20 protein-coding genes and 2 tRNA genes are annotated in these 24,183 nt (G+C 70.0%); 20 read left to right on the forward strand and 2 right to left on the reverse strand.

The features are described 5' to 3' along the window. Positions 1-56: 56 nt before the first annotated feature. From gltX to DDQ50_RS06065, 4 genes are all read left to right on the forward strand, one after another. Positions 57-1,580 (forward strand): glutamate--tRNA ligase, encoded by a 1,524-nt coding sequence (gltX, locus tag DDQ50_RS06050; RefSeq protein ID WP_116755744.1) that lies wholly within the window; start codon positions 57-59, stop codon positions 1,578-1,580. Next, positions 1,573-2,514, forward strand: a complete 942-nt coding sequence (locus tag DDQ50_RS06055) for an NAD(P)/FAD-dependent oxidoreductase (RefSeq protein ID WP_116755745.1) — start codon at positions 1,573-1,575, stop codon at positions 2,512-2,514. The genes gltX and DDQ50_RS06055 overlap by 8 nt, the downstream gene beginning before the upstream one ends. 77 nt (positions 2,515-2,591) lie before the next feature. Continuing rightward, positions 2,592-2,663: transfer RNA gene (locus DDQ50_RS06060), tRNA-Gln, on the forward strand. A 66-nt stretch (positions 2,664-2,729) separates the two neighbouring features. After that, positions 2,730-4,331: a phytoene desaturase family protein gene (locus DDQ50_RS06065; RefSeq protein ID WP_116755746.1), complete on the forward strand. Its 1,602-nt coding sequence runs from the start codon at positions 2,730-2,732 to the stop codon at positions 4,329-4,331. A 50-nt stretch (positions 4,332-4,381) separates the two neighbouring features. On the opposite strand, the gene DDQ50_RS06070 is transcribed toward DDQ50_RS06065, so the two are convergent. After that, positions 4,382-5,809, reverse strand: coding sequence for an HNH endonuclease signature motif containing protein (locus DDQ50_RS06070; protein WP_165829715.1), 1,428 nt, complete (start codon positions 5,807-5,809; stop codon positions 4,382-4,384). Positions 5,810-6,005: 196 nt separating this feature from the next. Between DDQ50_RS06070 and DDQ50_RS06075 the strand changes: the two genes are divergently transcribed. The 3 genes from DDQ50_RS06075 to DDQ50_RS06085 all read left to right on the forward strand — a co-directional run bounded on the left by DDQ50_RS06075 (position 6,006) and on the right by DDQ50_RS06085 (position 8,570). Next, on the forward strand, positions 6,006-6,920 hold the full coding sequence (locus tag DDQ50_RS06075; protein ID WP_116756132.1) for a 5'-3' exonuclease: 915 nt from the start codon (positions 6,006-6,008) through the stop codon (positions 6,918-6,920). Between the two features lie 123 nt (positions 6,921-7,043). Then, a complete protein-coding gene (locus tag DDQ50_RS06080) occupies positions 7,044-7,442 on the forward strand; it encodes a PPOX class F420-dependent oxidoreductase (protein WP_116755748.1) in 399 nt (132 codons plus the stop codon). 87 nt (positions 7,443-7,529) lie between these two features. Next, the gene (locus DDQ50_RS06085; protein WP_116755749.1) at positions 7,530-8,570 is read left to right on the forward strand and encodes an NAD(P)-dependent alcohol dehydrogenase; all 1,041 of its coding nucleotides are present in this window, start codon (positions 7,530-7,532) and stop codon (positions 8,568-8,570) included. A gap of 54 nt (positions 8,571-8,624) precedes the next feature. Here the strand turns inward: DDQ50_RS06085 and DDQ50_RS06090 are convergent, their stop codons facing one another. Further along, complete coding sequence (locus tag DDQ50_RS06090; RefSeq protein ID WP_116756133.1) at positions 8,625-9,263, reverse strand: MBL fold metallo-hydrolase; 639 nt, start codon at positions 9,261-9,263, stop codon at positions 8,625-8,627. A gap of 77 nt (positions 9,264-9,340) precedes the next feature. Here DDQ50_RS06090 and DDQ50_RS06095 point away from each other — a divergent pair, with 77 nt between their 5' ends. From DDQ50_RS06095 to DDQ50_RS06155, 13 genes are all read left to right on the forward strand, one after another. After that, on the forward strand, positions 9,341-11,644 hold the full coding sequence (locus DDQ50_RS06095; RefSeq protein ID WP_116756134.1) for a heavy metal translocating P-type ATPase: 2,304 nt from the start codon (positions 9,341-9,343) through the stop codon (positions 11,642-11,644). Positions 11,645-11,733: 89 nt separating this feature from the next. Then, on the forward strand, positions 11,734-12,633 hold the full coding sequence (locus DDQ50_RS06100) for a diacylglycerol kinase family protein (protein WP_116756135.1): 900 nt from the start codon (positions 11,734-11,736) through the stop codon (positions 12,631-12,633). Positions 12,634-12,704: 71 nt separating this feature from the next. Continuing rightward, positions 12,705-12,780 (forward strand) — tRNA-Glu (locus DDQ50_RS06105). A gap of 195 nt (positions 12,781-12,975) precedes the next feature. Next, a complete protein-coding gene (locus DDQ50_RS06110; RefSeq protein WP_116755750.1) occupies positions 12,976-14,028 on the forward strand; it encodes an acyl-CoA dehydrogenase family protein in 1,053 nt (350 codons plus the stop codon). After that, on the forward strand, positions 14,022-15,386 hold the full coding sequence (locus DDQ50_RS06115; protein ID WP_116755751.1) for a bifunctional PIG-L family deacetylase/class I SAM-dependent methyltransferase: 1,365 nt from the start codon (positions 14,022-14,024) through the stop codon (positions 15,384-15,386). Before DDQ50_RS06110 ends, DDQ50_RS06115 begins: the two co-directional genes overlap by 7 nt. Then, a complete protein-coding gene (locus DDQ50_RS06120; RefSeq protein ID WP_116755752.1) occupies positions 15,383-16,084 on the forward strand; it encodes a glycosyltransferase family 2 protein in 702 nt (233 codons plus the stop codon). Before DDQ50_RS06115 ends, DDQ50_RS06120 begins: the two co-directional genes overlap by 4 nt. Before the next feature lie 339 nt (positions 16,085-16,423). After that, the gene (locus tag DDQ50_RS06125; protein ID WP_116755753.1) at positions 16,424-17,674 is read left to right on the forward strand and encodes a low temperature requirement protein A; all 1,251 of its coding nucleotides are present in this window, start codon (positions 16,424-16,426) and stop codon (positions 17,672-17,674) included. 10 nt (positions 17,675-17,684) lie between these two features. Continuing rightward, positions 17,685-18,335, forward strand: coding sequence for a hypothetical protein (locus DDQ50_RS06130; protein ID WP_133245924.1), 651 nt, complete (start codon positions 17,685-17,687; stop codon positions 18,333-18,335). A gap of 183 nt (positions 18,336-18,518) precedes the next feature. Next, positions 18,519-19,571, forward strand: coding sequence for a TerC family protein (locus DDQ50_RS06135; protein WP_116755755.1), 1,053 nt, complete (start codon positions 18,519-18,521; stop codon positions 19,569-19,571). Between the two features lie 130 nt (positions 19,572-19,701). Further along, positions 19,702-20,520: a PP2C family protein-serine/threonine phosphatase gene (locus DDQ50_RS06140; protein WP_116755756.1), complete on the forward strand. Its 819-nt coding sequence runs from the start codon at positions 19,702-19,704 to the stop codon at positions 20,518-20,520. Then, the gene (locus DDQ50_RS06145) at positions 20,517-21,788 is read left to right on the forward strand and encodes an FHA domain-containing protein (RefSeq protein ID WP_116755757.1); all 1,272 of its coding nucleotides are present in this window, start codon (positions 20,517-20,519) and stop codon (positions 21,786-21,788) included. Before DDQ50_RS06140 ends, DDQ50_RS06145 begins: the two co-directional genes overlap by 4 nt. Beyond that, entirely contained in the window at positions 21,785-23,440 is a 1,656-nt protein-coding gene (locus tag DDQ50_RS06150) for a serine/threonine-protein kinase (RefSeq protein WP_116755758.1), read from the forward strand. Before DDQ50_RS06145 ends, DDQ50_RS06150 begins: the two co-directional genes overlap by 4 nt. Continuing rightward, positions 23,440-24,147 (forward strand): hypothetical protein, encoded by a 708-nt coding sequence (locus tag DDQ50_RS06155; protein ID WP_116756136.1) that lies wholly within the window; start codon positions 23,440-23,442, stop codon positions 24,145-24,147. The genes DDQ50_RS06150 and DDQ50_RS06155 overlap by 1 nt, the downstream gene beginning before the upstream one ends. Positions 24,148-24,183 lie beyond the last annotated feature (36 nt).

Below are 24,183 nucleotides of genomic sequence, written 5' to 3' on the forward strand. Positions count from 1 at the left end.
CTCTCTGATTCGTGTCGAGGTTCGGGCGCAGGCCGGGTCGGTAGGGTTGAGGCCGTATGTCTAGCTTCCCTGTGACCACCGCGACCGGCGCCGATGTGCGCGTCCGGTTCTGCCCCTCGCCCACCGGCACGCCCCACGTCGGGCTCGTGCGCACCGCCCTGTTCAACTGGGCTTATGCACGCCACACCGGCGGCACCTTCGTGTTCCGTATCGAGGACACCGACCCCGCGCGCGACTCGGAGGAGAGCTACCACCAGATCCTCGACGCCCTGCGCTGGCTGAACCTCGATTGGGATGAGGGCGTCGATGCCGGCGGGCCGCACGGCCCCTACCGTCAGTCGCAGCGCTACGACATCTACGCGGACGTCATCGAGCGGCTGAAGGCGGCCGGACACCTCTACGAGAGCTTCGCTACCGCGGAGGAGATCGAAGCCCGCAACATCGCCGCGGGTCGCGATCCGAAACTCGGCTACGACAACTTCGAGCGCGACCTCGGCGAGGCCGAGCGCGCCGCGTTCCGGGCGGAGGGTCGCGAGCCCGCTCTGCGGCTGCGTGTACCGGACACCGACCTCTCGTTCGACGACCTCGTGCGCGGCCCCATCACCTTCGCGGCGGGGTCCTTCCCCGACTTCGTCGTGGTCCGCCCCAACGGGCACCCGCTCTACACGCTCGTGAACCCGGTGGACGACGCCCTGATGGAGATCACCCACGTGCTCCGCGGCGAGGACCTCCTCTCGTCGACCCCGCGTCAGATCGCGCTCTACGGCGCGCTCATCGACATCGGGGTCGCCACCGCCGTCCCGCGTTTCGGGCATCTGCCCTCCGTGCTCGGCGAGGGCACGAAGAAGCTGTCGAAGCGCGACCCCGAGTCGAACCTGTTCCACCATCGCGACCGCGGGTTCATCCCCGAGGGGCTCGTCAACTATCTGGCTCTGCTCGGCTGGTCGCTCACCCACGACCGCGACGTGTTCTCGCTCGAGGAGATGGTCGCCGCGTTCGATGTGGAGAACGTGAACCCCAACCCGGCTCACTTCGACCTGAAGAAGGCGGAGTCGATCAACGGCGACCACATCCGGCTGCTCGAGACGTCGGACTTCGCCATGCGCCTCACGCCGTATCTGGCGCGGGCCGGCGTCCTGCCGGAGCAGCCGAGCGACGAGCAGACGGCGCTGCTGATCCGCCTCGCGCCCCTCGTGCAGGAGCGCATGCAGCTCCTCGGTGATGCACCGGGCATGCTGTCCTCGTTCTTCGTCTCGGCGGACGAGATCGTCTACGACGACGAGGTCGTCGCGACTCAGCCCGCCGCAGCGGGCGAGGTCATCGCAGGCTCGGTGAACGCGCTCGAGCTGATCCCCGTCGTCGACTGGAAGGCGAACGTCATCCAGTCCGCCCTCGAGGGCGCCCTGATCGAGACGCTGGGCCTCAAGCCCCGTGTGGCCTACGGTCCGGTCCGGGCCGCCACGTCGGGCCGGAGGGTGTCGCCGCCGCTGTTCGAGTCCCTCGAGATCCTCGGCAAGGCGGAGACGATGGCACGACTCGACCGGTTCTCGAAGGTGCTCGAGGGTCGTTCGCGTGGCTGACGAGGCGCTCCGGGAGTCGTATGACGTCGTCGTGATCGGCGCGGGGCCCGCGGGCCTCGCCGCCGCACTGAACCTGACCCGCGCCCGGTTCGAGGTGCTCGTGCTCGACTCCAATCGTCCGCGCCACTCGGCGACTCTCAAGGCGCACGGTTTCCCCACGCGCGACGGCATCGCGCCGACCGAGCTGCGCCGTCTAGGGCGTGAGGAGCTCGAGGCGTACGACAACTGCGAGGTCCAGTTCGCGGCGGTCGGCTCGGTCACGCGCGAGGGCGATGCGTTCCGTGTCGAGGCGAACGGTGTGCGCGGAACGCCCGCTCGCTCGGTGCTCGCGACCAGTGTGGTCATCGCGACGGGACTGTCGGAGAAGCTGCCGGAGCTCCCCAGCATCCGCGCGTACTACGGCACCACCCTGCACAGCTGCATGATCTGCGACGGCTACGAGCATGCCGGCAAGCCGTTGGCGTTGATCGGCGAGACCGATGATCTGGCCCGTCAGGCCCGCCAGCTGTCCCGGTGGTCGAACGACATCGTGGTCTTCACCGGGGGAGTCGCGGAGGTGTCCGATGACGACGAGCAGGAGCTCGCCGAGCGTGGAGTGAGGGTCGAGCGACGGGCTCTCGCCGATGTCGTCGGGGATCGGAGCGGACTGACGGGAGTCCAGTTGGCGGACGGCGAGGTGGTTCCGCGGTCGGCGGGGTTCATCCGGCCGATCTACAGCGCGCCACTCGGATTCCTCGACTCGCTCGGGGTGGAGAAGACGACGCCCGAGGGGCTGCTGGTCGTCGACGACGGTGGGCGCACCTCGGTCGCCGGTCTGTACGCGGTGGGCGATTCGACGCCGCCCGGACCTCAGCAGCTGGTGGTCGCGGCGGGTGCGGGGGCACGTGCGGCGGCAGCGATCCTGGTGGACCGTACGAGCGAGCCCGCTCGATAGGCTAAGCTTGCTTGTCGGTTCGAGCTTGCTCGGATCCACCCGGAAATGCCCTCCCGTTCACGCGGAAGAGCGTCCGATGGGGTGTGGTGTAATTGGCAACACGGCTGATTCTGGTTCAGTTGTTCTTGGTTCGAGTCCAGGCACCCCAGCAGTACAAGTCCCGGCGATGAGAATCTCACCGCAGCGCGCGACGGCCGAATTAGGCTCGCAGCATCATGGATCAGTCGAATCCGACCAGACATGGCACTGAGCCCATCGCCGCGACCTACGACGCGGTCATCGTCGGCGGTGGCCACAACGGTCTGACCGCGGCCGCCTACCTGGCTCGGGCGGGCCTCAGCGTGCTCGTGCTCGAGCAGCTCGACAAGGTGGGCGGCGCCGCGGTGAGCGCGGTCGCCTTCGAGGGGGTCGACGCCCGCCTGTCCCGGTACTCCTACCTGGTGAGCCTGCTGCCGAGAGTGATCATCGACGATCTCGGCCTCGACATCGAGCTGGTGCGACGCCGGTTCTCGTCGTACACGCCCCTGCCGGGGGATCCGGCCGGTGCGGGCCTTCTCATCGACCAGGAGGATGACGAAGCCACCCGGTCGTCGTTCGACCGGATCGGCGCGGCGGCGGACAGTGAGGCCTTCGCCCAGTTCTATCGAGACACCACTCAGGTGGCGGAAGCGCTCTGGCCGACGGTCACGAGCCCTCTCCCGACCCGGGGCGAAGCGAGGGCGCTCGTCGCCGACGACATCCTGTGGGACGCGGTGTTCGAGCGGCCCATCGGGGAGTTCATCGAGTCGCGTCTCGGAAACGACCTCGTGCGCGGGGTCGCCGCAACCGATGCGCTCATCGGCACCTTCGCCGAGCTGAACGATCCCGGCCTGCAGCAGAACAAGTGCTTCCTCTACCACGTGATCGGCGGCGGCACCGGCGACTGGGATGTGCCGGTGGGCGGCATGGGTCGGGTCACCTCCGAGCTCGCGCGTTCGGCGGAGGAGGCGGGGGCCCGGATCGTGACCGGCGCCGTCGTGACCGCCGTCGACCCCTCCGGCAGGGTCGAGTTCACTCATGACGGGGTAGGCCGTTCGGTGTCGGCGGAGTGGGTTCTCTCGAATGCGACGCCCGCCGTGCTGTCGGGCCTGCTCGGCGAGGATCTGCCGCCGAGCTCTCGTCCCGAAGGGTCTCAGGTCAAGGTCAATCTGCTGCTGAGCCGCCTCCCTGAGTTGCGTGACGAGTCGGTGTCGCCGGAGGCGGCGTTCGGCGGGACTTTCCACATCAACGAGTCGTACGAGCAGCTGCAGCGCGCTTACGACGAGGCCGCGGCTGGTTCGGTGCCGAGGGTGCTGCCGTGCGAGATCTACTGCCATTCGTTGAGCGACCCGTCCATCCTCGGCCCCGAGCTGCGGGCGAGTGGCGCGCAGACTCTGACCGTGTTCGCGCTTCACGTTCCCGACCGTCTGATCACGGAGGAGAACAACGACGCCCGCCGGGCGCAGCTCGAGCGGGCGGTGCTGGACTCGCTGGATTCGGTGCTCGCGGAGCCGATCCGGGATCTGGTGATGCACGATGCGAACGGCGAGCTGTGCATCGAGACGAAGACCACGCTCGATCTGGAGCATGCGCTCGGTCTGACGGGCGGGAACATCTTCCACGGTCCGCTGTCGTGGCCGTTCCTCGACGAGGAACCGGGCACACCGGCTGAGCGTTGGGGTGTCGCGACGACGCACGAGCGTGTGCTTCTCTGCGGTGCCGGGGCGCGACGCGGGGGAGCGGTCAGCGGGCTCGGCGGGCACAATGCGGCGATGGCAGTGCTGGAGAGCATCGCGTAGACGCCGGATTGCTCCGCGCTTCAGCTGGAGCGTGAGCTGCGGAGTTCGTTTCAGCTGCGCCGTGCCTGCTGCGCGAGTCTGCGGCGATTGCCGCCCTGCCTCGGTGTCCGGGTCGAGTCGACGTGCGGTGGTGGGGTGAACCAGGGGATCCCGTCGATGAACTGCAGCAGCCAGCCGTCTTCGTCGAATCGTCGGTGATGGAAGTGGCAGAGCAGTGCGCCGTTGTCGATGTCGGTGGGGCCGCCGGCGCTCCATGGCGTGATGTGGGCGGCATCGCAGCGGCGGGGTGGCGCATCGCAATCGGGCCAGATGCAGCCGCCATCCCGTGCAGCCATCGCCCTCCGCTGGGGGCGGTTGAAGAAGCGCTTGGTGCGACCCAGCCGGAGAGGTTGGCCGTTGAAGTCGACGGTGAGACGGACGAATTCGGCGTTCTGCGCCAGTCGGCGGGCTGTCTTGCCGCTGATCGCCACCTCCGTGCCTTCGATCCACGCGCTGTCGGGCTCGCGGGACTCTTCTTCTTCGGCCTGCACGTCCCCGGTCGCGACGGCTTCGGTGACGTGGATCACCACGGTGGTGTCGACTCCGCCGAGCTCGCCGTCGTCGGAGCGGAGCGCCATCTGAGCGAGGGTGCGGAAGGCGTCGGCCCGCCGCTGGTCCATCGTGCGCTTGTCGGCTGTCGCGTCGTCGGCCGGCTCGGCGGAGTCCTCGTCGCTGAAGCGAGGCTGCCGACGGGGTGCAATGAGCATGTCGATCGCCGCACGGATGTAGGGGGAGCCTTCCGCGTCGGAGCGGAGGTGCCAGTCGCTTCCTCCGTCAGCTCGCACCGTCTCGCGGGCGAACCGCCGTTCGTGCGATGCGCGTTCTCGGGCTTCGAGGTCGGCGTCGCTGTCGAACCGGTCCTGAACTTCAACGCAGACGTCGCGCAGGGTCTGCGCCGACCACTGCTCGGAGGCGCCGTGGACGAGGGCCTTCTCGAGGATCTCGAGGTCGTCGAGGGTGGCGTGGGGTTCGACGTGCTCGAGGGTGGCGACGATCGTGCGGGCCGCTGTCGCCCCGATGGCACCGTCGGCGAGGGTGTCGGCGACGCGGGCGAAGAACGGCGGGAGGATCTCGCCGGTCAGTCCCTCCCGCGGTGTCAGCGAGAGACCGAGCTGCGCGAATCGGGCGGCTTCGGCTCGTGGCATCCGGGTGCGGGTCGCGATGAGCGAGGCTGCGCTCTTCTCTCCGAGGCGACGCGCGAGCGGGTCGGGGAGCGTGGATTCGCTTCGCCGTGCGATCTCGCCGATTCCGGCCGAGACGGGGGCTTCGGCCAGGCGGAGGACTTCGATCGCCTCGGCCGTGCAGTCGAGCAGATCGGCGTCGGACGCGCTCATCAGGGTCTCGACTGTCGACCCGGAAACGATGCCGCGGAGCGACTCGACCCGGACGTCGAGACGCGCGGCCTGTTCGGCCAATCGCCTCGTCGTCGTGCTCTCCATATCCCGAACTCTGCCACCAACCTCCGACATCGGGTCCGGTGCAAACCGTCCCAAGGCAGCCCGGTCGAGTTGCCCACTTCTGCCCCCTGGAACCGGCGCTGAGTGGGCCGAACTGGGCAACCCAGGTCTGTGCGTTCGGCGCGGAGTGCGCGAGACTCGGGTCGTGACCGATTCTCGTGCGACCGGCGCGCGTCTGATGCTGCTCGATACCGCGGCGATGTACTTCCGTGCGTTCTACGGGCTTCCCGACACGATCAAGGCGCCCGATGGCACGCCCGTCAACGCGGTACGCGGTCTGCTCGACATGATCGCCCGCCTCGTGACCGAGTACCAGCCCACCGACCTCATCGCGTGCTGGGACGACGACTGGCGCCCCCAGTGGCGGGTCGACCTCATCCCGAGCTACAAAGCGCACCGCGTGGCCGAGGTCGTCGACGACGGCTCCGATGTGGAAGTCGTGCCCGACCCGCTGACCATCCAGGTGCCGATCATCATCGAGACGCTGAACGCCCTCGGGATCCCGATCGTGGGGAAGCCCGATTACGAGGCCGACGACATCATCGGCACCCTGTGCGCCACGGCGACCACGCCCGTCGACGTCGTCACCGGCGACCGCGACCTCTTCCAGGTGGTCGACGACGACCGGGACATCCGCGTCATCTACACCGCCCGTGGGATGAGCAAGCTCGACATCATCACCGATGAGGTGCTGCGCGACAGGTACGGGGTGTCCGCGGCGCAGTACGCCGACTTCGCCGCCATGCGCGGCGACACCTCGGACGGTCTGCCCGGCGTGCCGGGGGTGGGGGAGAAGACCGCGGCGTCGCTGCTGGCGAAGTTCGGTGATCTCGACGGGATCATCGCAGCGGCGAACGGCGGCGCGTCCGCGGGCATCGCGGTCGGCGTGAAGACGAAGATCCGAGCCGCGGCCGACTACCTCGAGAAGGCGCCCGCGGTGGTCGCCGTCGCGCGCGACCTCGAACTGCCGAAGGTCCACTCCCGGATCGGGGTGACCGCTGCCGGGCGCAGTGCGATCGAGGCGCTCGGCGAGAAGTGGGGCCTGGGCGGTTCGGTTCCCCGCGTGCTCACGGCTCTCGGAGCATCGGACTGACTCAGGTCGCAGGCTCCGCAGGGATGCTGCAGGTCGGGTGAGTCTCGTCGCCCGGCAGCCCGCGCATTCGCCGCCTCGGTCCCGCACCCTCGGTTTGTCGGGGCTGCGCCCTAGTGTGGCCCCATGGCTACTTCGAAGACGATCCCCGACGGCTATCTCGACCTCCTGGAGCGACCCATCGTGGGCTCACTCGCCACGGTGCGGATCGACGGTGCGCCGACGGCCACCCCCATGTGGTTCCAGTGGGACGGCGAGCTCATCCGCTTCACCCACACGGGCGCACGTCAGAAGACCAAGAACCTCGAGGCCGAGCCGAGGTTCTCGTTCGTCATCATCGACCCCGAGGACCCGTACCGCTACCTCGAGATCCGCGGCGAGCTCGAGAGCATCGAGCCCGACCCGACGGGCGCCTTCTACGTGGTGCTCGGCCAGCGGTACGGCAATGCCGAGCAGGAGCCGCCCGCCGATTCGCCCGACCGCGTCGTCATCGCGCTGCGGCCCGAGGTCTACAACACGCACTGAGCTCTCGCCTCTGACCTTCCGTTCAACCTCGTCGCCTACGTTCGATGGGGGAGTCGGCGGGTGTCGACTCCGAAGGGAGAAGTTTCGATGAAGGCTCTGCAATACGTCGAGATCGGCCAGCCTCCGCGGGTCGTCGACATCCCGAAGCCCGTCGTCGGGCCAGGCCAGGTGCTGCTCAAGGTGACCGCCGCGGGCGTCTGCCACTCCGATGAGTTCGTCATGAGCCTCCCCGAGGAGCAGTACACCTACGGTCTGCCGCTCACCCTCGGTCACGAGGGGGCCGGCATCGTCGAGGAGCTCGGTGAAGGGGTCGAGCATCTCAGCGTGGGCGACGCCGTCGCCGTCTACGGCCCCTGGGGCTGCGGTCGCTGCCACATGTGCGCACAGGGCAAGGAGAACTACTGCGTGAATGCGGCCGCCGAGGGCATCAAGCCTCCCGGACTGGGCAGCCCCGGCTCGATGGCCGAGTACATGCTCATCGACGACCCGCGACACCTCGTCCCCCTGGGGGATCTCGACCCCGTGAAGAACGTCTCGCTCACCGATGCAGGACTTACGCCGTACCACGCCATCAAGAACTCGCTGCCCAAGCTGGGCGCCGGAACCACCGCCGTCGTGATCGGCACGGGCGGGCTCGGACACGTCGGCATCCAGCTGATCAAGGCGCTGTCCGGCGCCGTGGTGATCGCTCTCGACGTGAACGATGAGAAGCTCGCTCTCGCCACACGCGTGGGCGCCGATCACGCGATCCTCAGCGATGCGAACGCCGTCGAGGCCATCAAGAATCTCACGGGCGGCCTCGGCGCCGATGCCGTTTTCGATTTCGTCGGCGTCCAGCCCACCGTCGACACGGCGATCGCTGCCGCCGCCGCCGAGGCGGACGTGACGATCGTGGGAATCGGCGGCGGGGTGGCGAAGGTCGCCTTCGGTGGCATCGGCTACGACGTCGCCGTCCGAACTCCCTACTGGGGCAGCAGGGGAGAGCTCATCGAGGTGCTCGACCTCGCCCGACGCGGTCAGGTCGAGGTGGAAGTCGAGGTCTATTCGCTCGACGACGGGCCCAAGGCCTACGAGGCCCTGCACGCGGGAGCCGTCCGCGGGCGCGCGGTCATCGTCCCGTCCCACTGAACCGCTGAAGGCCACTGAACCGCTGAGGGGTCGCGCCCGCTCGGGCGCGACCCTTCAGAGGTCGATGGTCTCGCCGGGCTGGAGGGGGAAGAACTCGCCGCCGGCAGCCTCGGTCACATCCTTGATGCGTGCGTAGTGCAGGTTCTTGCCGATCTGGGACAGGGGCATGTCGTGCATCGGGAAGGTGCGCGCGGGAGCGACCGCTGTCACGAAGTCCATCACCTCGCTGATCTTCAGCCAAGGGGCCGAGGCGGGAGTCGCCAGAGTGTCGATCTTCACGTCCTCGGGGATCGAGAACGAATCGCCCGGGTAGTAGAGAGCGTCGTTGATCAGCACGCCGACGTTGTCGATCACGGGGATCGAGGGGTGGATGACCGCATGCCTGCCTCCGAAGAAACGAAGGGTGAACGGCTCGATGGTCACGGTGTCGCCCGGCGCGACGACCTGCACGTCGAATCCGGAGGCCGCGAGAGCGACGCCCTCGGGGCCGTAGATCTTCGCATCGGGATTGTTCGCGAGGATGCGATTCAGCTGCTCCTCCGACCAGTGATCGGGGTGCTCGTGGGTGATCACGATCGCCACGGTGTTGCCCGTCTCGGTGATCGCGGTCGTCAAGGCGCCGGGATCGAGGAACAGGGTCTTGCCCGCTTGGTCGATGCGCAGGGTGGAGTGCTCTAACTTCGTGACTCTCATGGGCATCAGCCAACACCTCGAACCTGAACGAAGCAAACCGGGAATATACCTCTGGGGGGTATAGGTTGGTGAGCATCATGGCAGCCGATCGACACACCTCGCACGAGCACGGAGCAGCGGCGGAGCACGCCCACGAGCAGGCGCCGCACGGCGGATCGGATGCCTCGGCCCACGACCACTCCGGCAGCCACAAGGGCGCCGATCACGCGCACACCGAGTCCGGCCCGGCACACGGTCACGGCGCCCACGGTCACGCGGCGCCCGATGATGCCGCCCACGATCACGGCGGCCATGAACATGGCGCCCACGATCACGGTGCCCATAAACATGGCGCCCACGATCACGGTGCCCATGATCACGGTGCTCACGATCACGGTGCCCACGATCATTCCGGCCATGCGGGTCACGACCCCGCGATCTTCCGCCGCAAGTTCTGGCTGAGCCTCGTCCTGACCATTCCGACGCTCGTCTTCTCGCACGGACTCCAGGAGATCGTCGGCCTCGACGGTCCGCGCTTCCCGGGTAGCGAGTTCATCCCGGCCGTGTTCGGCACGATCCTCTTCTTCTACGGAGGGCTCGTCTTCCTCCGTGGGGGAGTCGATGAACTGCGCGCGGGGTCTCCCGGCATGATGACCCTCATCTCGCTGGCCATCGTCGTCGCGTTCGGCTACAGCGCGGCCGTGACCCTCGGGCTCGAGGGCATGGACTTCTGGTGGGAGCTCGCCACCCTCATCACGATCATGCTGCTCGGCCACTGGATCGAGATGTCCGCGGTGATGAGCGCCGGCAACGCGCTCGGCGCCCTCGCCTCCCTGCTGCCCGACCGGGCCGAACGGCTCCTGCCCGGCGCCGACCCGTCCCTCGCCGACGACACCGAGACCGTTCCGGTGTCAGAGCTCGCGACCGGCGACCTCGTGGTGGTGCGCCCCGGGCAGGCGGTCCCCGCCGACGGCGACGTCGTGGACGGTGAAGCAGACGTCGACGAATCGCTTCTCACGGGCGAGTCCCGCCCGGTCCGAGTCGCTCCCGGCGTGGGCGTCGTCGCGGGCAGCATCGTGACCGGCGCCCTGACGGTGAAGGTCGCCAGGACAGGTGAGCAGACCGCGCTGGCCGGCATCATGCGACTCGTCGCCGAGGCCCAGGCCAGCAAGTCACCCGCGCAGCTGCTCGCCGACCGCGCCGCCAAGTGGCTGTTCTACGTCGCAGTCGCGGTCGCGCTGGTCACCGTGATCGCCTGGGCGATCATCCGGCCCGACGACCCCGCATTCACGCTCGAACGGGTCGTGACCGTGCTGATCATCGCCTGCCCGCATGCGCTGGGTCTCGCGATCCCGCTCGTCGCCCAGATCTCCACCTCGATCGGCGCTCGCGTCGGTCTGCTCGTCCGCGACCGCGCGGCGCTCGAAGAGGCGCGACGGATCCAGGTCGTCGTCTTCGACAAGACGGGAACCCTCACCCAAGGGCGCCAGGGAGTCGTCGAGATCGGCGCCCACAACGACAGGGACGACGAGCTGCTCTCCCTCGCCGCCGCCGCCGAGTCGCGATCCGAGCACCCCATCGCCCGCGCGATCGTCGCGGCCGCGAGCGAACGCGGGCTCAGTGTCGTACGGGCCGAGTCGATGGAGTCGCTCGCGGGTCGCGGAGTCACCGCCCGGGTCGGCGAGCGGACCGTCGCGGTGCTGAGCCCCGGTGCGCTGTCCGCCCGCTCGGTGAGCGTCGACGACGTGCTGGCAGCGGGCGCGGCGGCCGTGCAGAGCCTGGGTCACACGGTCGTCTGGGTGACAGTCGACGATCAGGTCGCCGGCTACCTGGCGCTCGCGGACGTCATCCGTCCCGAGGCGCGTGAAGCCGTCTCGCGCCTGAGGGCCCGCGGCGTCCGCGTCGCCATGGTCACGGGCGACGCCCGGGAGGTGGCCGACGCGGTCGCCGCAGAGGTCGGAATCGACGAGGTGCTCGCCGAGGTGCTGCCCGAGGACAAGGCCGCCACCATCCGCGAACTGCAGAAGGGCGGAACCCGGGTCGCGATGGTCGGCGACGGCGTCAACGATGCGCCCGCCCTCGCGCAGGCCGACATCGGCATCGCGATCGGAGCGGGAACCGACGTCGCGATCGAGTCGGCCGGCATCGTCCTCGCCTCCGACGACCCGCGCGGAGTCGACGACGTGCTGACCCTGTCCACCGCGACGTACCGCAAGATGGCTCAGAACCTCGGCTGGGCGGTCGGCTATAACGTGATCTCCCTCCCCCTCGCCACCGGCGTCGCCATCGGCATCGGCCTGCTCGTCTCGCCGGCCGTCGGCGCGATCCTCATGTCGCTGTCGACGATCGTCGTAGCGCTCAACGCGCAGCTGCTGCGCCGCCTCAAGCTGGGCGGTCGCTGACCTCTCGATCCGCCGCTCCGCGGATGGATCTGCCGACGCCTCCGAGCGAGGCGTCGGCCTCGGCGACGGTTCTCCGCCAAGATGTCCAGATGGCCTCCCGTCGTCGTGTGGTGCTCGCGATCAATCCCAGCGCCTCGTTCGGCAAAGGCCGCGCGGTCGGTCCGCGGACCGAGGAGCGGCTCCGAGCCGCCGGATACGAGGTCACCGCGCTGTCCGAAGGCAGCATGGCCGAACTGCAGGCGGCGGCGCGCGCCGCGATCGACCGCGGAACGGACGCGCTCGTCGTCGTCGGCGGCGACGGCATGGTCCACCTGGGCGTGGGTCTCGTGGCGACCACCGACGTGCCGCTCGGCATCGTGCCATCCGGCACCGGCAACGACGCCGCGCGCGGACTGGGGATCCCGCTCGGCGACACCGAAGCGGCGATCAGCAGACTGCTCGCATCGCTCGAGGCGCCGGCCCGGACGATCGATGCCGGACTCATCCGGCACGGCGCCGGCCAGACCTGGTTCGTGTCCGTGCTGTCCGCCGGGTTCGACGCGATCGTCAACGAGCGTGCCAACCGGATGCGCCACCCGAAGGGGCCGAGCCGGTACACCCTCGCACTGCTGCGCGAACTCATCGTCCTCCACCCGCTCCACTACCGTCTCGTCGTCGACGGCGTCTCCCGCGACGCCCGCGGCGTGCTGCTCGCGCTCGCCAACAACACCTCACTGGGCGGCGGAATGCAGATCGCGCCCGACGCGGAACTCGACGACGGCCTGTTCGACCTCGTCCTCGTCGGGCCCGTCACCCGGCTGCGCTTCCTGCGCCTGTTCCCGAAGGTGTTCTCGGGCGCGCACACCTCCCTCGACATCGTCGACATCGTGCGGGCCCGGTCGGTTCGGATCGATGCTCCGGGCATCGTCGCCTACGCGGACGGGGAGCGGATCGCGGCTCTCCCCGTCGACGTCGAGGTGAGACAGGGCGCCCTGCAGGTCCTCGCCTGAGCCGCGATTGGAGAGTGGCGCGCTGATCGCCTATACTCGACGAGGCGTTCGGCAAGCCGGACGTCAGCTAGGGCCCCATCGTTTAGCGGCCTAGGACGTCGCCCTCTCACGGCGGTAACGCGGGTTCAAATCCCGCTGGGGTCACCAACAGAAGCAGGCCGCCCATCGGGCGGCCTGCTTCTTTTCGTCAGCCCTGCTTTCTTCGTCAGCGCAGTTCCGCTGGGACCGCAGCGTCGCTGAGAACGCCTCGGTGCCGTTTCCGATCGTCAGCGGTCGCTGCGGACCATCGGGCGGTGGTCGGTTCGCCCAGGTGGCACCAGGGTGGCCGTCTACTCTGGGCCCATGGTCGACGCCGCGCCCCCGTCGGAGGGCGCACCCCTTCTCGGCGGTCGCACGATCGACGCCGACGCCCTCTTCGCGCAGGCGATCCCAATCCGCGGCTCGGCGACGGCGGCCATCGACCTCGCCCGGCGCATCGGATCGCAACTGCCGCGACCGGGATCCGGCCGGACCCTGGACCTCTGGCGGGCGCTCGCCGCGCTGTCCGCCGCCGATCTCACCGCCGGTCGGGTGGTCGAAGCCCACACCGACGCTCTCTCCATCCTCGACCAGGCGGGGCTGCCGATCCCCGCGGACCGCACCTGGGGCGTCTTCGCCGCTGAGGCGTCCGGGGTGCGTCTCGACGCCACCGTCGCGGCCGGCGGGTTCCGCCTCACGGGGACGAAGCCGTGGTGCTCGCTCGCCGGCCACCTCGACTCCGCTCTGGTCACCGCCCACACGGATGGTGGGCATCGCCGCCTCTTCTCCCTCGACCTGCGGGACGCCGGCGTGACAGTGCAACGCGACTCCTGGTTCGCGGCCGGGCTGCGGGAGGTCGAGAGCGGACCCGTCCACTTCGACGACGTCGCAGCCGAACCCGTCGGAGCCGATGAGTGGTACCTCGACCGCCCCGGCTTCAGCTGGGGAGGAGCGGGTGTGGCAGCCTGCTGGTACGGGGGAGCGGTCGGGGTCGCCCGCGCACTCCTGTCCTCGGCCCGACGCCGCGAGCCCGATCAGATCGCGCAGTCGCACATCGGCGCGGTCGACATCGCGCTCGGATCGGCGCGCCGGGCACTCGAAGCCGCGGCGCAGGCGATCGACTCCGGACACCTCGACCGCGAGAAGTCATCGGTGCTCGCCGAGCGCGTGCGCACGACCGTCGCCGATGCCGCCGAGGCGGTCCTCACCCGGGTTGGCCACGCCCTCGGACCCGCACCGCTCGCCTTCGACGAGATCCACGCGCGCCGCGTCGCCGACCTCACCATCTATCTGCGCCAGCACCACGCCGAACGCGACGAGGCGGCCCTCGGCCGCGCGGTCGTCGCCGCCGACGCGGAGGGGGAGCCGCCGTGGTGACGTTCGACTCGGCCGACCCCGGAACAGATCCGGCCGACTGGCTGCGCTCGCCCGTCGTCCTCGGCGCTCAGCCCCGCGACGCCGCCGAGTACCGCTCCCTGGTCGTCGCGGTCGCCCATCCGGACGACGAGACGCTCGCTGCGGGAGGACTGATCGCCCGTTTCGCAGCCTCCGCGCGACCGGTCACCGTAATCGTCGCGACCGACGGAAGCGGGTCGCACCCCGATTCGCCGACGACCACCCCCGCCGAGCTCAGCGCCCGCCGGTCGGACGAGCTCCGCGCCGCGGTCGCGATCCTCGCACCGGCAGCCGATCTGATCGAACTCGGCCTGCCCGACGGCGGCCTCGCCGACCGGCACGACCGGATCGTCGCCGAGATCCGCGGTCGCCTGTCCGACGGCGCCCTGCTGGTCAGCACTGCGGTCGACGACGGGCACCCCGACCACGAGGCCGTCGCCCGCGCCGCGGTCGACGCCGCGGGCGGGCGCGACCACTGGCAGGCGCCCATCTGGTTCTGGCACTGGGGAGAGCCCGGCCGGGACCCGGCCCGGCGTGCGACCGCGATCGCGCTCACCCCCGAGGAGCGCTCGCGCAAGGCGAGGGCCTCGGCCGCTCACGGCAGCCAGATCGCCCCGCTGTCCCCACTCCCCGGAGACGAGGCGCTGCTGTCCCGCAGGTTCCTGACGAACTTCGACCGCGACACGGAGACCTTCTTCGCCGCGGGCGACTACCGAGCGGACGGAGGGGCGCCCCGGGCGGGCGAGGCTTTGACGCGGGAGTTCTTCGACGAGTTCTACACCCAGGGCGACGACCCCTGGGGGTTCGAGACGCGCTGGTACGAGGAGCGGAAGCGGGCGATCCTGCTCGCATCGCTGCCGCGCCAGCGGTTCGCGTCGGCGCTCGAACTGGGCTCGTCCAACGGGGTCCTCACGGCGGACCTCGCCGGCCGGGTCGACGCCCTGCTCGCCACCGACATCGTCGAGGCGCCCCTCGAGGTGGCGCGTCGACGCCTGGCCGACTCCCCGCATGTCCGCTTCGAGCGGCGCACCCTGCCGGCCGAGTGGCCCGACGGGCGGTTCGACCTCATCGTCATGTCCGAGATGGGCTACTACCTCGACGCTCGATCACTGCACCGGCTGATCCGGCTTTGCCGCCAATCGCTCACTGCCGACGGCGTTCTCGTCGCCTGCCACTGGCGGCATCCCGTGGCCGAGTACCCGCTCTCGGGCGACGCCGTGCACGCGGCGCTCGAGGGCAGCGGGATCCCGATCATCGCCAACCACCTCGAGGCCGACTTCCGACTCGAGGTCCGCAGCTCCGACGGCGCGTCCGTCGCGCAGCGGACGGGGCTCGCATGAGCGACAGCGCGCAGATCGAACTCGTCGGCGTCGTCATGCCGGTCCGCAATGAGGCCGCACTCCTCCCGCGCGCCCTCGACGCGCTCGCCGAGTCGATGGCGCAGGCCCGCGAGAGCACCGGGGTCGAGCTGCGGCTCCTCGTCGTCGACGATGCCAGCAGCGACGGGTCCGCCGACATCGCGGCCGCGCGGGCCGGCGTCGAGCTGCTGCGCAGTTCGGCGCGCTCGGTGGGGGCTGCCCGCGCCCTCGGCGCCGCGGCCCTGCTCGACGGGCGGGCGCCGGAGAGGGTGTGGATCGCGAGCACCGACGGCGACTCCGCGGTGCCCGCGAACTGGGTGCTGACGCATCTGCGGTTCGCGGCGGCCGGCGCCGAGGCCCTGCGTGGATCGATCCGGCCCGACCCCGCCGACCTGACCCTGGAGCAGCTCGACCTGTGGGGGCGACTGAATCCGCCGAGCGAATCCCACCCGCACATCCACGGCTGCAACCTCGGTGTTCGCGGCGACCGCTACCTCCAGGCCGGCGGGTTCGGCGGCGAGGAGGCGGATGAGGATGTGCGCCTCGTGATCCGCCTCACCGCGATCGGCGCCCGGGTGCTGAGCACCGACTCGGCGCCCGTGCTGACCTCCGCCCGCACGCACGGCCGAACCCCCGACGGATTCGCGCGCTACGTGCGCACCGCCCTCGAAGGCGCCTGACCCGCCCGTCGAGCTTGTCGAAGCGAGCGGTGCCGCCCGTTGAGCTCGTCGAAACGCAGGGCTGCCGCTCATTGAGCTCGTCGAAATGCAGGGCTGCCGCCCGTTGAGCCCGTCGAAACGCAGGGCTTGCCGCTCATTGAGCTCGTCGAAATGAAGGCGCTCGTTTCGACGGGCTCAACGGGCGGCGGGGTGGGGAGGGCGCTCGTGTCGGCGGGCTCAACGGGCGGGGTGGTTGAGGGCGCTCGTTTCGGCGGGCTCGACGGGCGGCGGGGTGATGGAGGCGCGCTCGTTTCGGCGGCGCGCGGGCGGTCGGCGCCCCGCGCCCCTACAGTGCTGGGTATGACCCTCGGTCGCGCATCCGTCCGGTCTGTGCTGCGCCCGACCAGCGGCCGTGAATCGCATCGGGTCACCTTCGTCGAACTGTTCTTCGACCTCGTCTTCGTCTTCGCGATCACCCAGCTCTCGCACTCGCTGATCACCCATCCCGACCTGCCGACGCTCGGCGAGACCCTCCTCCTGACCGTCGCTCTGTGGTGGATGTGGATCAACACGGCCTGGGTCACCAACTGGCTGCATCCCGACCACCCGATGGTGCGCGGCCTGCTGTTCGCGATCATGCTGTTCGCGCTGGTGCTCGCCACCGCCATCCCCGAGGCGTTCGGCGACAAGGCGCTGGTCTTCGCGGGCTGCTACGTGATCATCGAGCTCGGCCGGAGCGTGTTCGCCATCGTCGCGCTGCGGCGGGATTCGCCGACGAACGCGATGAACTTCGTACGGATCGGGACCTGGATCGCCGTCTGCGGGGTGCTCTGGATAGCGGGTGCGCTCCTGCCCGAGCAGAGGATCCTGCTGTGGGTCGCAGCGGTGGCCCTGTACTCGGCCGGCCCGATCACCCGGTTCTGGACGCCGGGGATCGGCGCGACACCGCTCGAGGTGTGGCGGATCTCGGGCGAGCACATCGCGGAACGGGCGGCGCTCGCCCTCATCATCGTGCTGGGCGAGTCGATCATCGTCACCGGCACCGCGTTCGGGGAGACGAGCGTCGGCATCGAGTCGGCTTCCGCCTTCGGTGCCGCCTTCGCGAGCACGATCCTCATGTGGCTGCTCTACTTCAACCACCGCGAGCAGGGTGCGAGCGAGTACATCGCCGGGGCCCGCGAGACCGGGCCGATCGCCCGGCTCTCCTACACCTACATCCACGTCCTCCTCGTCATCGGGATCCTGCTCACCGCCGTCGCCGACGAGCTCGTGCTCCTGCACCCGCTCGGCGAGCACGGAGCGGAGGGGCACGGAGAGGCGATCGGGTCGACGCCGTGGGTCGCCGGGCTCATCTGCGGCGCCTCCGCGATCTACCTGCTCGGCAACGCGCTCTTCACGCGTTCGGTCGGCGGGCCGTGGGCGCTGTCCCACCTGCTCGGCGTCCTCGCGCTCATCCTGCTCTTCGCCTTCCACCCGCTGCTCGCGCCCCTCGCCGTCAACTGGTTGAGCAACCTCGTGCTCCTCGTCGTCGTCCTCGCCGATCACCTCGCCTACCGCATGTCGCGACACGCGGCGCCCGGGGACGAGCAGTCCGTCCGAGTGGCGCCATGATGTGCCCACCATGCCGACCGTCGCCGCTCGCGCCGCCATCGCCCTCGCGCTCGTCGCGGTGGCGTCCTTCTCGCTGACCGCCTGCCGGGCCGACGGCAGCACGCCCGTCCCGGCGGCCTCGAACGCCGTCACTCCGGCGCCGACATCGACCCCGAGCGTCATCGCGACTCCCGAGCCGGTCACCGCCTACAAGATCCCCGCGACCTGCGACGGGCTCTACTCGGCCGAGACACGGGCGGGCTACGAAGCGAGCGGAGTGGTGCTCGGCCGCCCTGACCTCGACCTCAGCCAGTACAAGACGCTCGGCTCCAACGACGACGCGCTCGCGGCCTTCATCAGCGGGCCCGGAGTCAAGCTGACCTGCGGCTGGTGGGCCGCCCAGGGCGACTCCTTCCACGTGGGGCTCCGGACCAACGTGGTCGTCGCCGATGCCGCCACCATCGCCGCCGCCCAGGCCCGCCTGACGGAGATGGGCATCACCCCGGCCTCCACCGACGGCGGCACCCGCTACGCCATCGAGATGAGCAGCGAGGACGGGCCGTACGGCGAATCGCACTTCTTCCGCGACGACCTCTGGCTCGCGACCGCATGGAGCCAGTTCGGCCCCGACGGGTACACCGCGAACCTGGTCGCCCAGATCTTCGGTCCGCCCGCACAGTAGCCGGCGTCCCGACCTATAGGATCATCCGCAGCGAAGGGGAGTATCCCGTCACGCCGCAGTCGTCAGTACGGGTCCCAGTGTCGCGGCCCCGGTTGCGGTGGTGTCCGGTCGGAACGGACATAGGGAGAGACTTTCGGTTCCCTGCACGCCCGCACGGCGAGCACGCCGCAACCGAAGGACACGATGTCAAATCTTGAATTGCCGCTCTGGTTCGAGATCGGCTCGTACGTCGTCCTCGTCGGCATCCTGGTCTTCGACCTGATCCTCGCCTACCGTCGGCCGCACGTGCCGTCCACACGGGAGTCGGCCCTCTGGGTCTCGTTCTACGTCGGCCTCGCGCTCGTCTTCGCCGGCCTCATGCTCGTGCTGGGCGACGGGGAGCACGCGGGACAGTTCATCGCCGGCTGGTTGACCGAGTACAGCCTCAGCATCGACAACCTGTTCGTCTTCGTCATCATCATGGCGAGCTTCAAAGTGCCGCGGAAGTACCAGCAGGAGCTCCTGATGGTCGGCATCATCCTGGCCCTGATCTTCCGGGGGATCTTCATCCTGCTCGGCGCTGCGATCATCGAGAACTTCAGCGCCATCTTCTACCTCTTCGGCGCATTCCTCATCTACACCGCGTTCACCCAGGCCTTCGGCAAGGATCACGGCGAGCAGACCGAGAGTCGCTTCATCGGCTTCCTCCGCAAGCGGGTCGCCATCACCGACGAGTTCGACGGCAACAAGATCCGCACCGTCGTCGACGGCAAGAAGCACTTCACGCCGATCCTGCTCGTGATCATCGCGCTCGGATCGACGGACATCCTGTTCGCGCTCGACTCGATCCCCGCGATCTTCGGCATCACCCAGAGTCCGTTCATCGTGTTCACCGCCAACGTCTTCGCACTCATGGGCTTGCGCCAGCTGTACTTCCTGCTCGGCGATCTCATCGACCGACTGGTCTACCTGAAGTACGGGATCGCGTTCATCCTCGCCTTCATCGGCGTGAAGCTCTTCTTCCACGCCCTGCACGAGAACGAGCTGCCCTTCATCAACGGCGGCGAGCACGTCGAGTGGGCGCCTGAGATAGGAACTTTCACCTCGCTCGGCGTCATCCTGGCGTCGATGGCCATCGCGACCATCGCGAGCCTCATCAAGATGAAGCGCGACCCTAACCTGCCCGACCCCAAGGAAGCGCTGAAGCTCGGCACCTCCGACGAGGGCGACGGCGACGGCACGGACCGCACCCACTGACACCGGCGCGCTGACCTTCCGTCGCTCCGCACCAACCGCCCCCGGCGCAGCGACTCCGAGCCCCGGGTTTTCGCGCCCCCGCGCGCGCCGGGTACGGTTGAGAGCACAGCAACACAAAGGGGGGTCGTCGATGACCGAGCCGGTCGAGCTCGGCGGATTCGTCGCCGACATCGCGATCGCGGGGGCGTCGCACGTCGGTGCGGTGCGCTCGCGCAACGAGGATTCCTTCCTCGCCCGTCACCCGTTCGCGGTCGTCGCGGACGGGATGGGCGGACATTCGCACGGAGAACGCGCGAGCCGGTGCATCATCGATGCGCTGCGCGCTGTCGACACCGATGACCTGCCGCGCGTCGAGGACGTCCTGGGGGCGATCGGAGCGGCGAACGCCCAGCTGATCGCCGAAGCCGACGAGGGATTCATCTCGGGGAGCACCGTCTCGGGCGTCTGCCTCGTGCGCCCGAACCCCACCGACCGACCGCACTGGATGGTCTTCAACGTCGGTGACTCGAGGGTCTACCGCTTCGACGGGCGTCGACTCGAGCAGGTGAGCGTCGACCACTCGCTCGTCCAAGAACTCGTCGCCCTCGGCCAGATCACGCCCGAGGCCGCGGCCGTGCATCCCGACCGCAATGTCATCACCCGGGCGGTGGGTTCCGACCCGCTCCTCGACATCGACGTGTGGCTGCTGCCGGCCGACAGCCCGCAGACCTTCCTGGTCTGCTCCGACGGGCTGACCAAGGAGCTCGGGGACGACTTCATCGCCGACCTCCTCGCCTCGCACGAGACCGATGCCGAGGGAGTCGTCGAGTCGCTCGTCTCCGCGGCGCTCGCCGTCGGCGGGCACGACAACATCACCGCTGTCCTCTTCGAATACGTGCCCGAGTTCGACGGGGACGAGACCACCGCCACGAGGCAACCGGTGCTCGAGGACACGAGGCCGCGAGCATGACCGCGTCGACGACCGCCCGGTACACGCCGGCGGCGGACGGCTGGCTGGCCGTGGTGAGCGGACGCAGAGCCGTCCTCCTCGACGGCGCCGCCGCGGACGGATCCGTGGACGAGATCCTCGCCGCACTCGACACCGACGACGCCGTCGGCTCGCTGCTCGCCCTGCTCCTGCGCGACGGGCTCGGGGCCATGCCCGCCTTCGGATTCGCGGAGGTCGACGATCGCGGCTCCCGCGTCCTCGTACGCGGAGGCGTCACCGCCCGGATCGGCGCCGCCGACCATCTCGGCACCGACTACGCCACGTGGGGCGAGCACCGGGTCGAGGGCGAGGCCGTCGTCTTCCTCTCCATCGGACCCGCTGGACCCTCGCTGCCCCTCGGGCGCGGAGCCGCCCGCGCCCGGGCCATCGAGCTCGCGGCGTCCGGCACCGCTCCGAGCATCGGCCCCGCGTCGACCGAGGCATCGGCGCCCGGCGTCGCCCGTGGCGCCGACGGCGAGGTCAGTGCACCGCCGATTCCGGCCCCCACCGCCCCGCCTAAGCCTGCGGCTGCGGCTGCGGCTGCGCCCGTGGTCGCACCGCCGACTCCGCTGCCGCCCGCACCGATATCTCCGGCACCGGCCTCCGGCATTCCGGAGCAGACGATGGTCGAGTTCACGCTCGCCGATGCCGACCCCGGCTACTCCCACCTCTTCGAGGAGACGATCGTCCGCCCGATCGAGCACGCGGCGGTCCGGGAGGACGAGCCTCAGGCCGAGACGCAGGCTGCGCCGGAGCCCGCGGCGGCACCCCCGGGGGCGACCGGCTTCGAGGAGCACGACGGGCTCACCATCGTGAGCGGCGACCTGGCGAGACTGCGCGCCGAAGCGCCGCCGCAGCCGACCGCACCCATCGCCGCCCCTCCGAGCGGCGACCTGCCCGTCGTCGCCGAGCTCCGGTTCCCGTCCGGAAGCGTCGAGAAGCTGACCGGGCCCGTGATCATCGGGCGGTCCCCGTCATCCGGCAAGGTCTCGGCTGGCCGACTGCCCCGCCTCGTCACCATCCCCGACGACCCCGACCTGTCGCGCTCGCACGTGCAGGTCGAGATGCAGGGCGACACCGTCGTCGTGACCGATCTGCACTCCCGCAACGGCACCACCGTCGTCCTGCCCGGCCGTGCGCCGGAGCGGCTCCGGGGCGGGGTCCCGACCACCGTCATCCACGGAACGGTCATCGATCTCGGGGGCGGCCTGACCATCGACGTGCACGAACCGCGAGGCGAAGCCGGATGAGGCGTGCACCGTCGACCCCGCCCGAGCTGCGGGGGTACCGCTACCTGCGCCCCCTCGGCGCGGGCGGTTTCTCGGACGTCTTCCTCTACGAGCAGTCCCTGCCGCGCCGGAACGTCGCCGTCAAGGTCCTGCTGACCGACGAGCTCAACCAGGCGAACAGGGATTCCTTCGTCGCCGAGGCGAACCTGATGGCGCAGCTGTCGGCGCACCCGTACATCGTCACGATCCACCATGCGGAGGTGACGCCCGACGACCGGCCGTACTTCGTCATGGAGTACTGCTCGGGCGCAAGCCTGGGCGAGAGGTACAAGACCGAGAGATTCGAGGTGGCCGACGTCCTGCGGATCGGCGTGCGGCTCGTCGGAGCTGTCGCGACCGCGCACGCGTCGGGCATCCTGCACCGCGACATCAAGCCGGGCAACGTGCTCACGAACGACTACGGCTGGCCCGCCCTCACCGACTTCGGCATCGCCTCGACGCTCGACGAGCTCCCGGTGCACACCACCACGAGCACGCGCGATCTCGACATCGCCAGCACGGGCACCGCCGCGCAGTCGGTCGGTCTCAGCGTGCCGTGGTCGCCCGCGGAGATGTTCGAGGACGAGCCCGACCCCGACGTCCGCTCGGATGTGTTCTCGCTCGCGGCCACCCTGCACACCCTCCTCGCCGGGCGCACCCCGTTCGAGATCCCGGGCCGGTCGAACGGCACGCTCGACCTCATCGGCCGCATCGAGCGCGGCGCGATCACCCCGATCGGACGCGACGATGTTCCGCGCTCCCTCGTCGCCGTTCTGCAGAAGGGGATGGCGCTCCGCCGCGAGGACCGCTTCGCGAGCGCCGTCGACTTCGGTCGCGCGCTGCAGCGGGTCGAGCTCGAGCTGGGGTACGCGCCGACGACGATCGAGGTGCCGAATCTCGAGAGCGTCAGGTCGTCCACCGATCAGGGCGACGGCGCCGAGGAGACGCACGTCCGCTCCATCGCCACGATCGAGGCGCAGCCCGTCGCCCCGCCCCAGGCCGGACCCGCGGCCGCGGCGCCGGAGACCCGGGTCCGCGAGGTCACCTCCATCGACCCCGAACCGGCACCCGTCGAAGACCGCACCCTGCTGCGCTCGCCGACGAGGCGGGACGTCACGCCGCCGCACGACACCGCCGTCCGCTCGGTGCCGCGCGACACGACCGAGACCATCCCGGGGCCGCCGGTCGCGAGTACCGCCCCCGCCACCGCACCTCGACGCTCCCGCGGCCGCACCCTCGCTCTCGTCGGAGGGATCGCCGCGCTCGTGCTGGTCGGCGCAGCCGTCACCACCGCGGTCGTTCTCCGCGGACCCTCCCAACCCGAGGCGTCGCAGACCGCCGCGCCCGGCGAGGACCCGCCCGACGCGATCGTCGGAGGGGGAGTGCCCACGCCGACCGACGGGGTCGCGGAGCGTGCGGCCGACGGTTCGTCCGTGGTGTTCCGCTGGTCCAACCCCGACCCGCAGGACGGCGACACCTACCGCTGGTGGCGCTCGGAGCAGCCGGGAAGCACCACCCCCACCGATGAGACCGTCGCAACGGTGGCTCCCGTCGAGGCGGCGCAACGCGTGTGCATCTCGGTCGTCGTGCTGCGCGACGGCAAGACCGGGGACCCGCTCGAGGTGTGCTCCTGATGACGCCGCTCCGGGTCGAGTTCTGCGGCGAGTGGTTCGACGTCGAGGGCGAGTTCGGCATCGGCCGCGAGGCCGAGCTCACCATCGACGAGAACCCCTACCTGCACCGGCGCTTCCTCATCCTCCGCCACGAGTACGGCATGTGGTGGCTCGTGAACTCGGGGAACCTGCTCTCCGCGACCGTCACCGACGCGTCGGGTCTCGTCCAGGCGTGGCTCGCCCCGGGGGCCAAGCTCCCTCTCGTCTTCCCGGTCATGCACGTCATGTTCACCGCGGGATCGACGACCTACGACTTCACCATCCATGCGGCGGAGGACTACTTCGCCACTGCGGCGACGGCAAGCGAGGCGGGCGGATCGACGACGATCATCCCCGTGGCGCTCACCCGGTCGCAGCGACAGCTCGTCGTGGCGCTCGCCGAGCACGTGCTCACCCAGAGCGTGCCGGGTCGGGGCACGGTTCCCAGCTCCGCCGAGGCGGCCGCGCGGCTCGGCTGGAGCATGACGACTTTCAATCGCAAGCTCGACAACGTGTGCGAGAAGCTCGACCGTCTCGGCGTCCAGGGGCTTCGCGGCGGGCGCGGCAAGCTGGCGACGAGTCGGCGCGCGCGACTCGTCGAGTACGCGGTCGCGACCCGTCTCGTGGGGCCCGAAGACCTCCCGATCCTCGACGAGAGCCCCCCGGATGGGGAGTCCTCCCCGTCGTGAACTGCGCGCTGACCTGCGTAAAGTAATTGAGGCGTC

This window comes from Amnibacterium flavum (genome assembly GCF_003097495.1).
Taxonomy (GTDB): domain Bacteria; phylum Actinomycetota; class Actinomycetes; order Actinomycetales; family Microbacteriaceae; genus Naasia; species Naasia flava.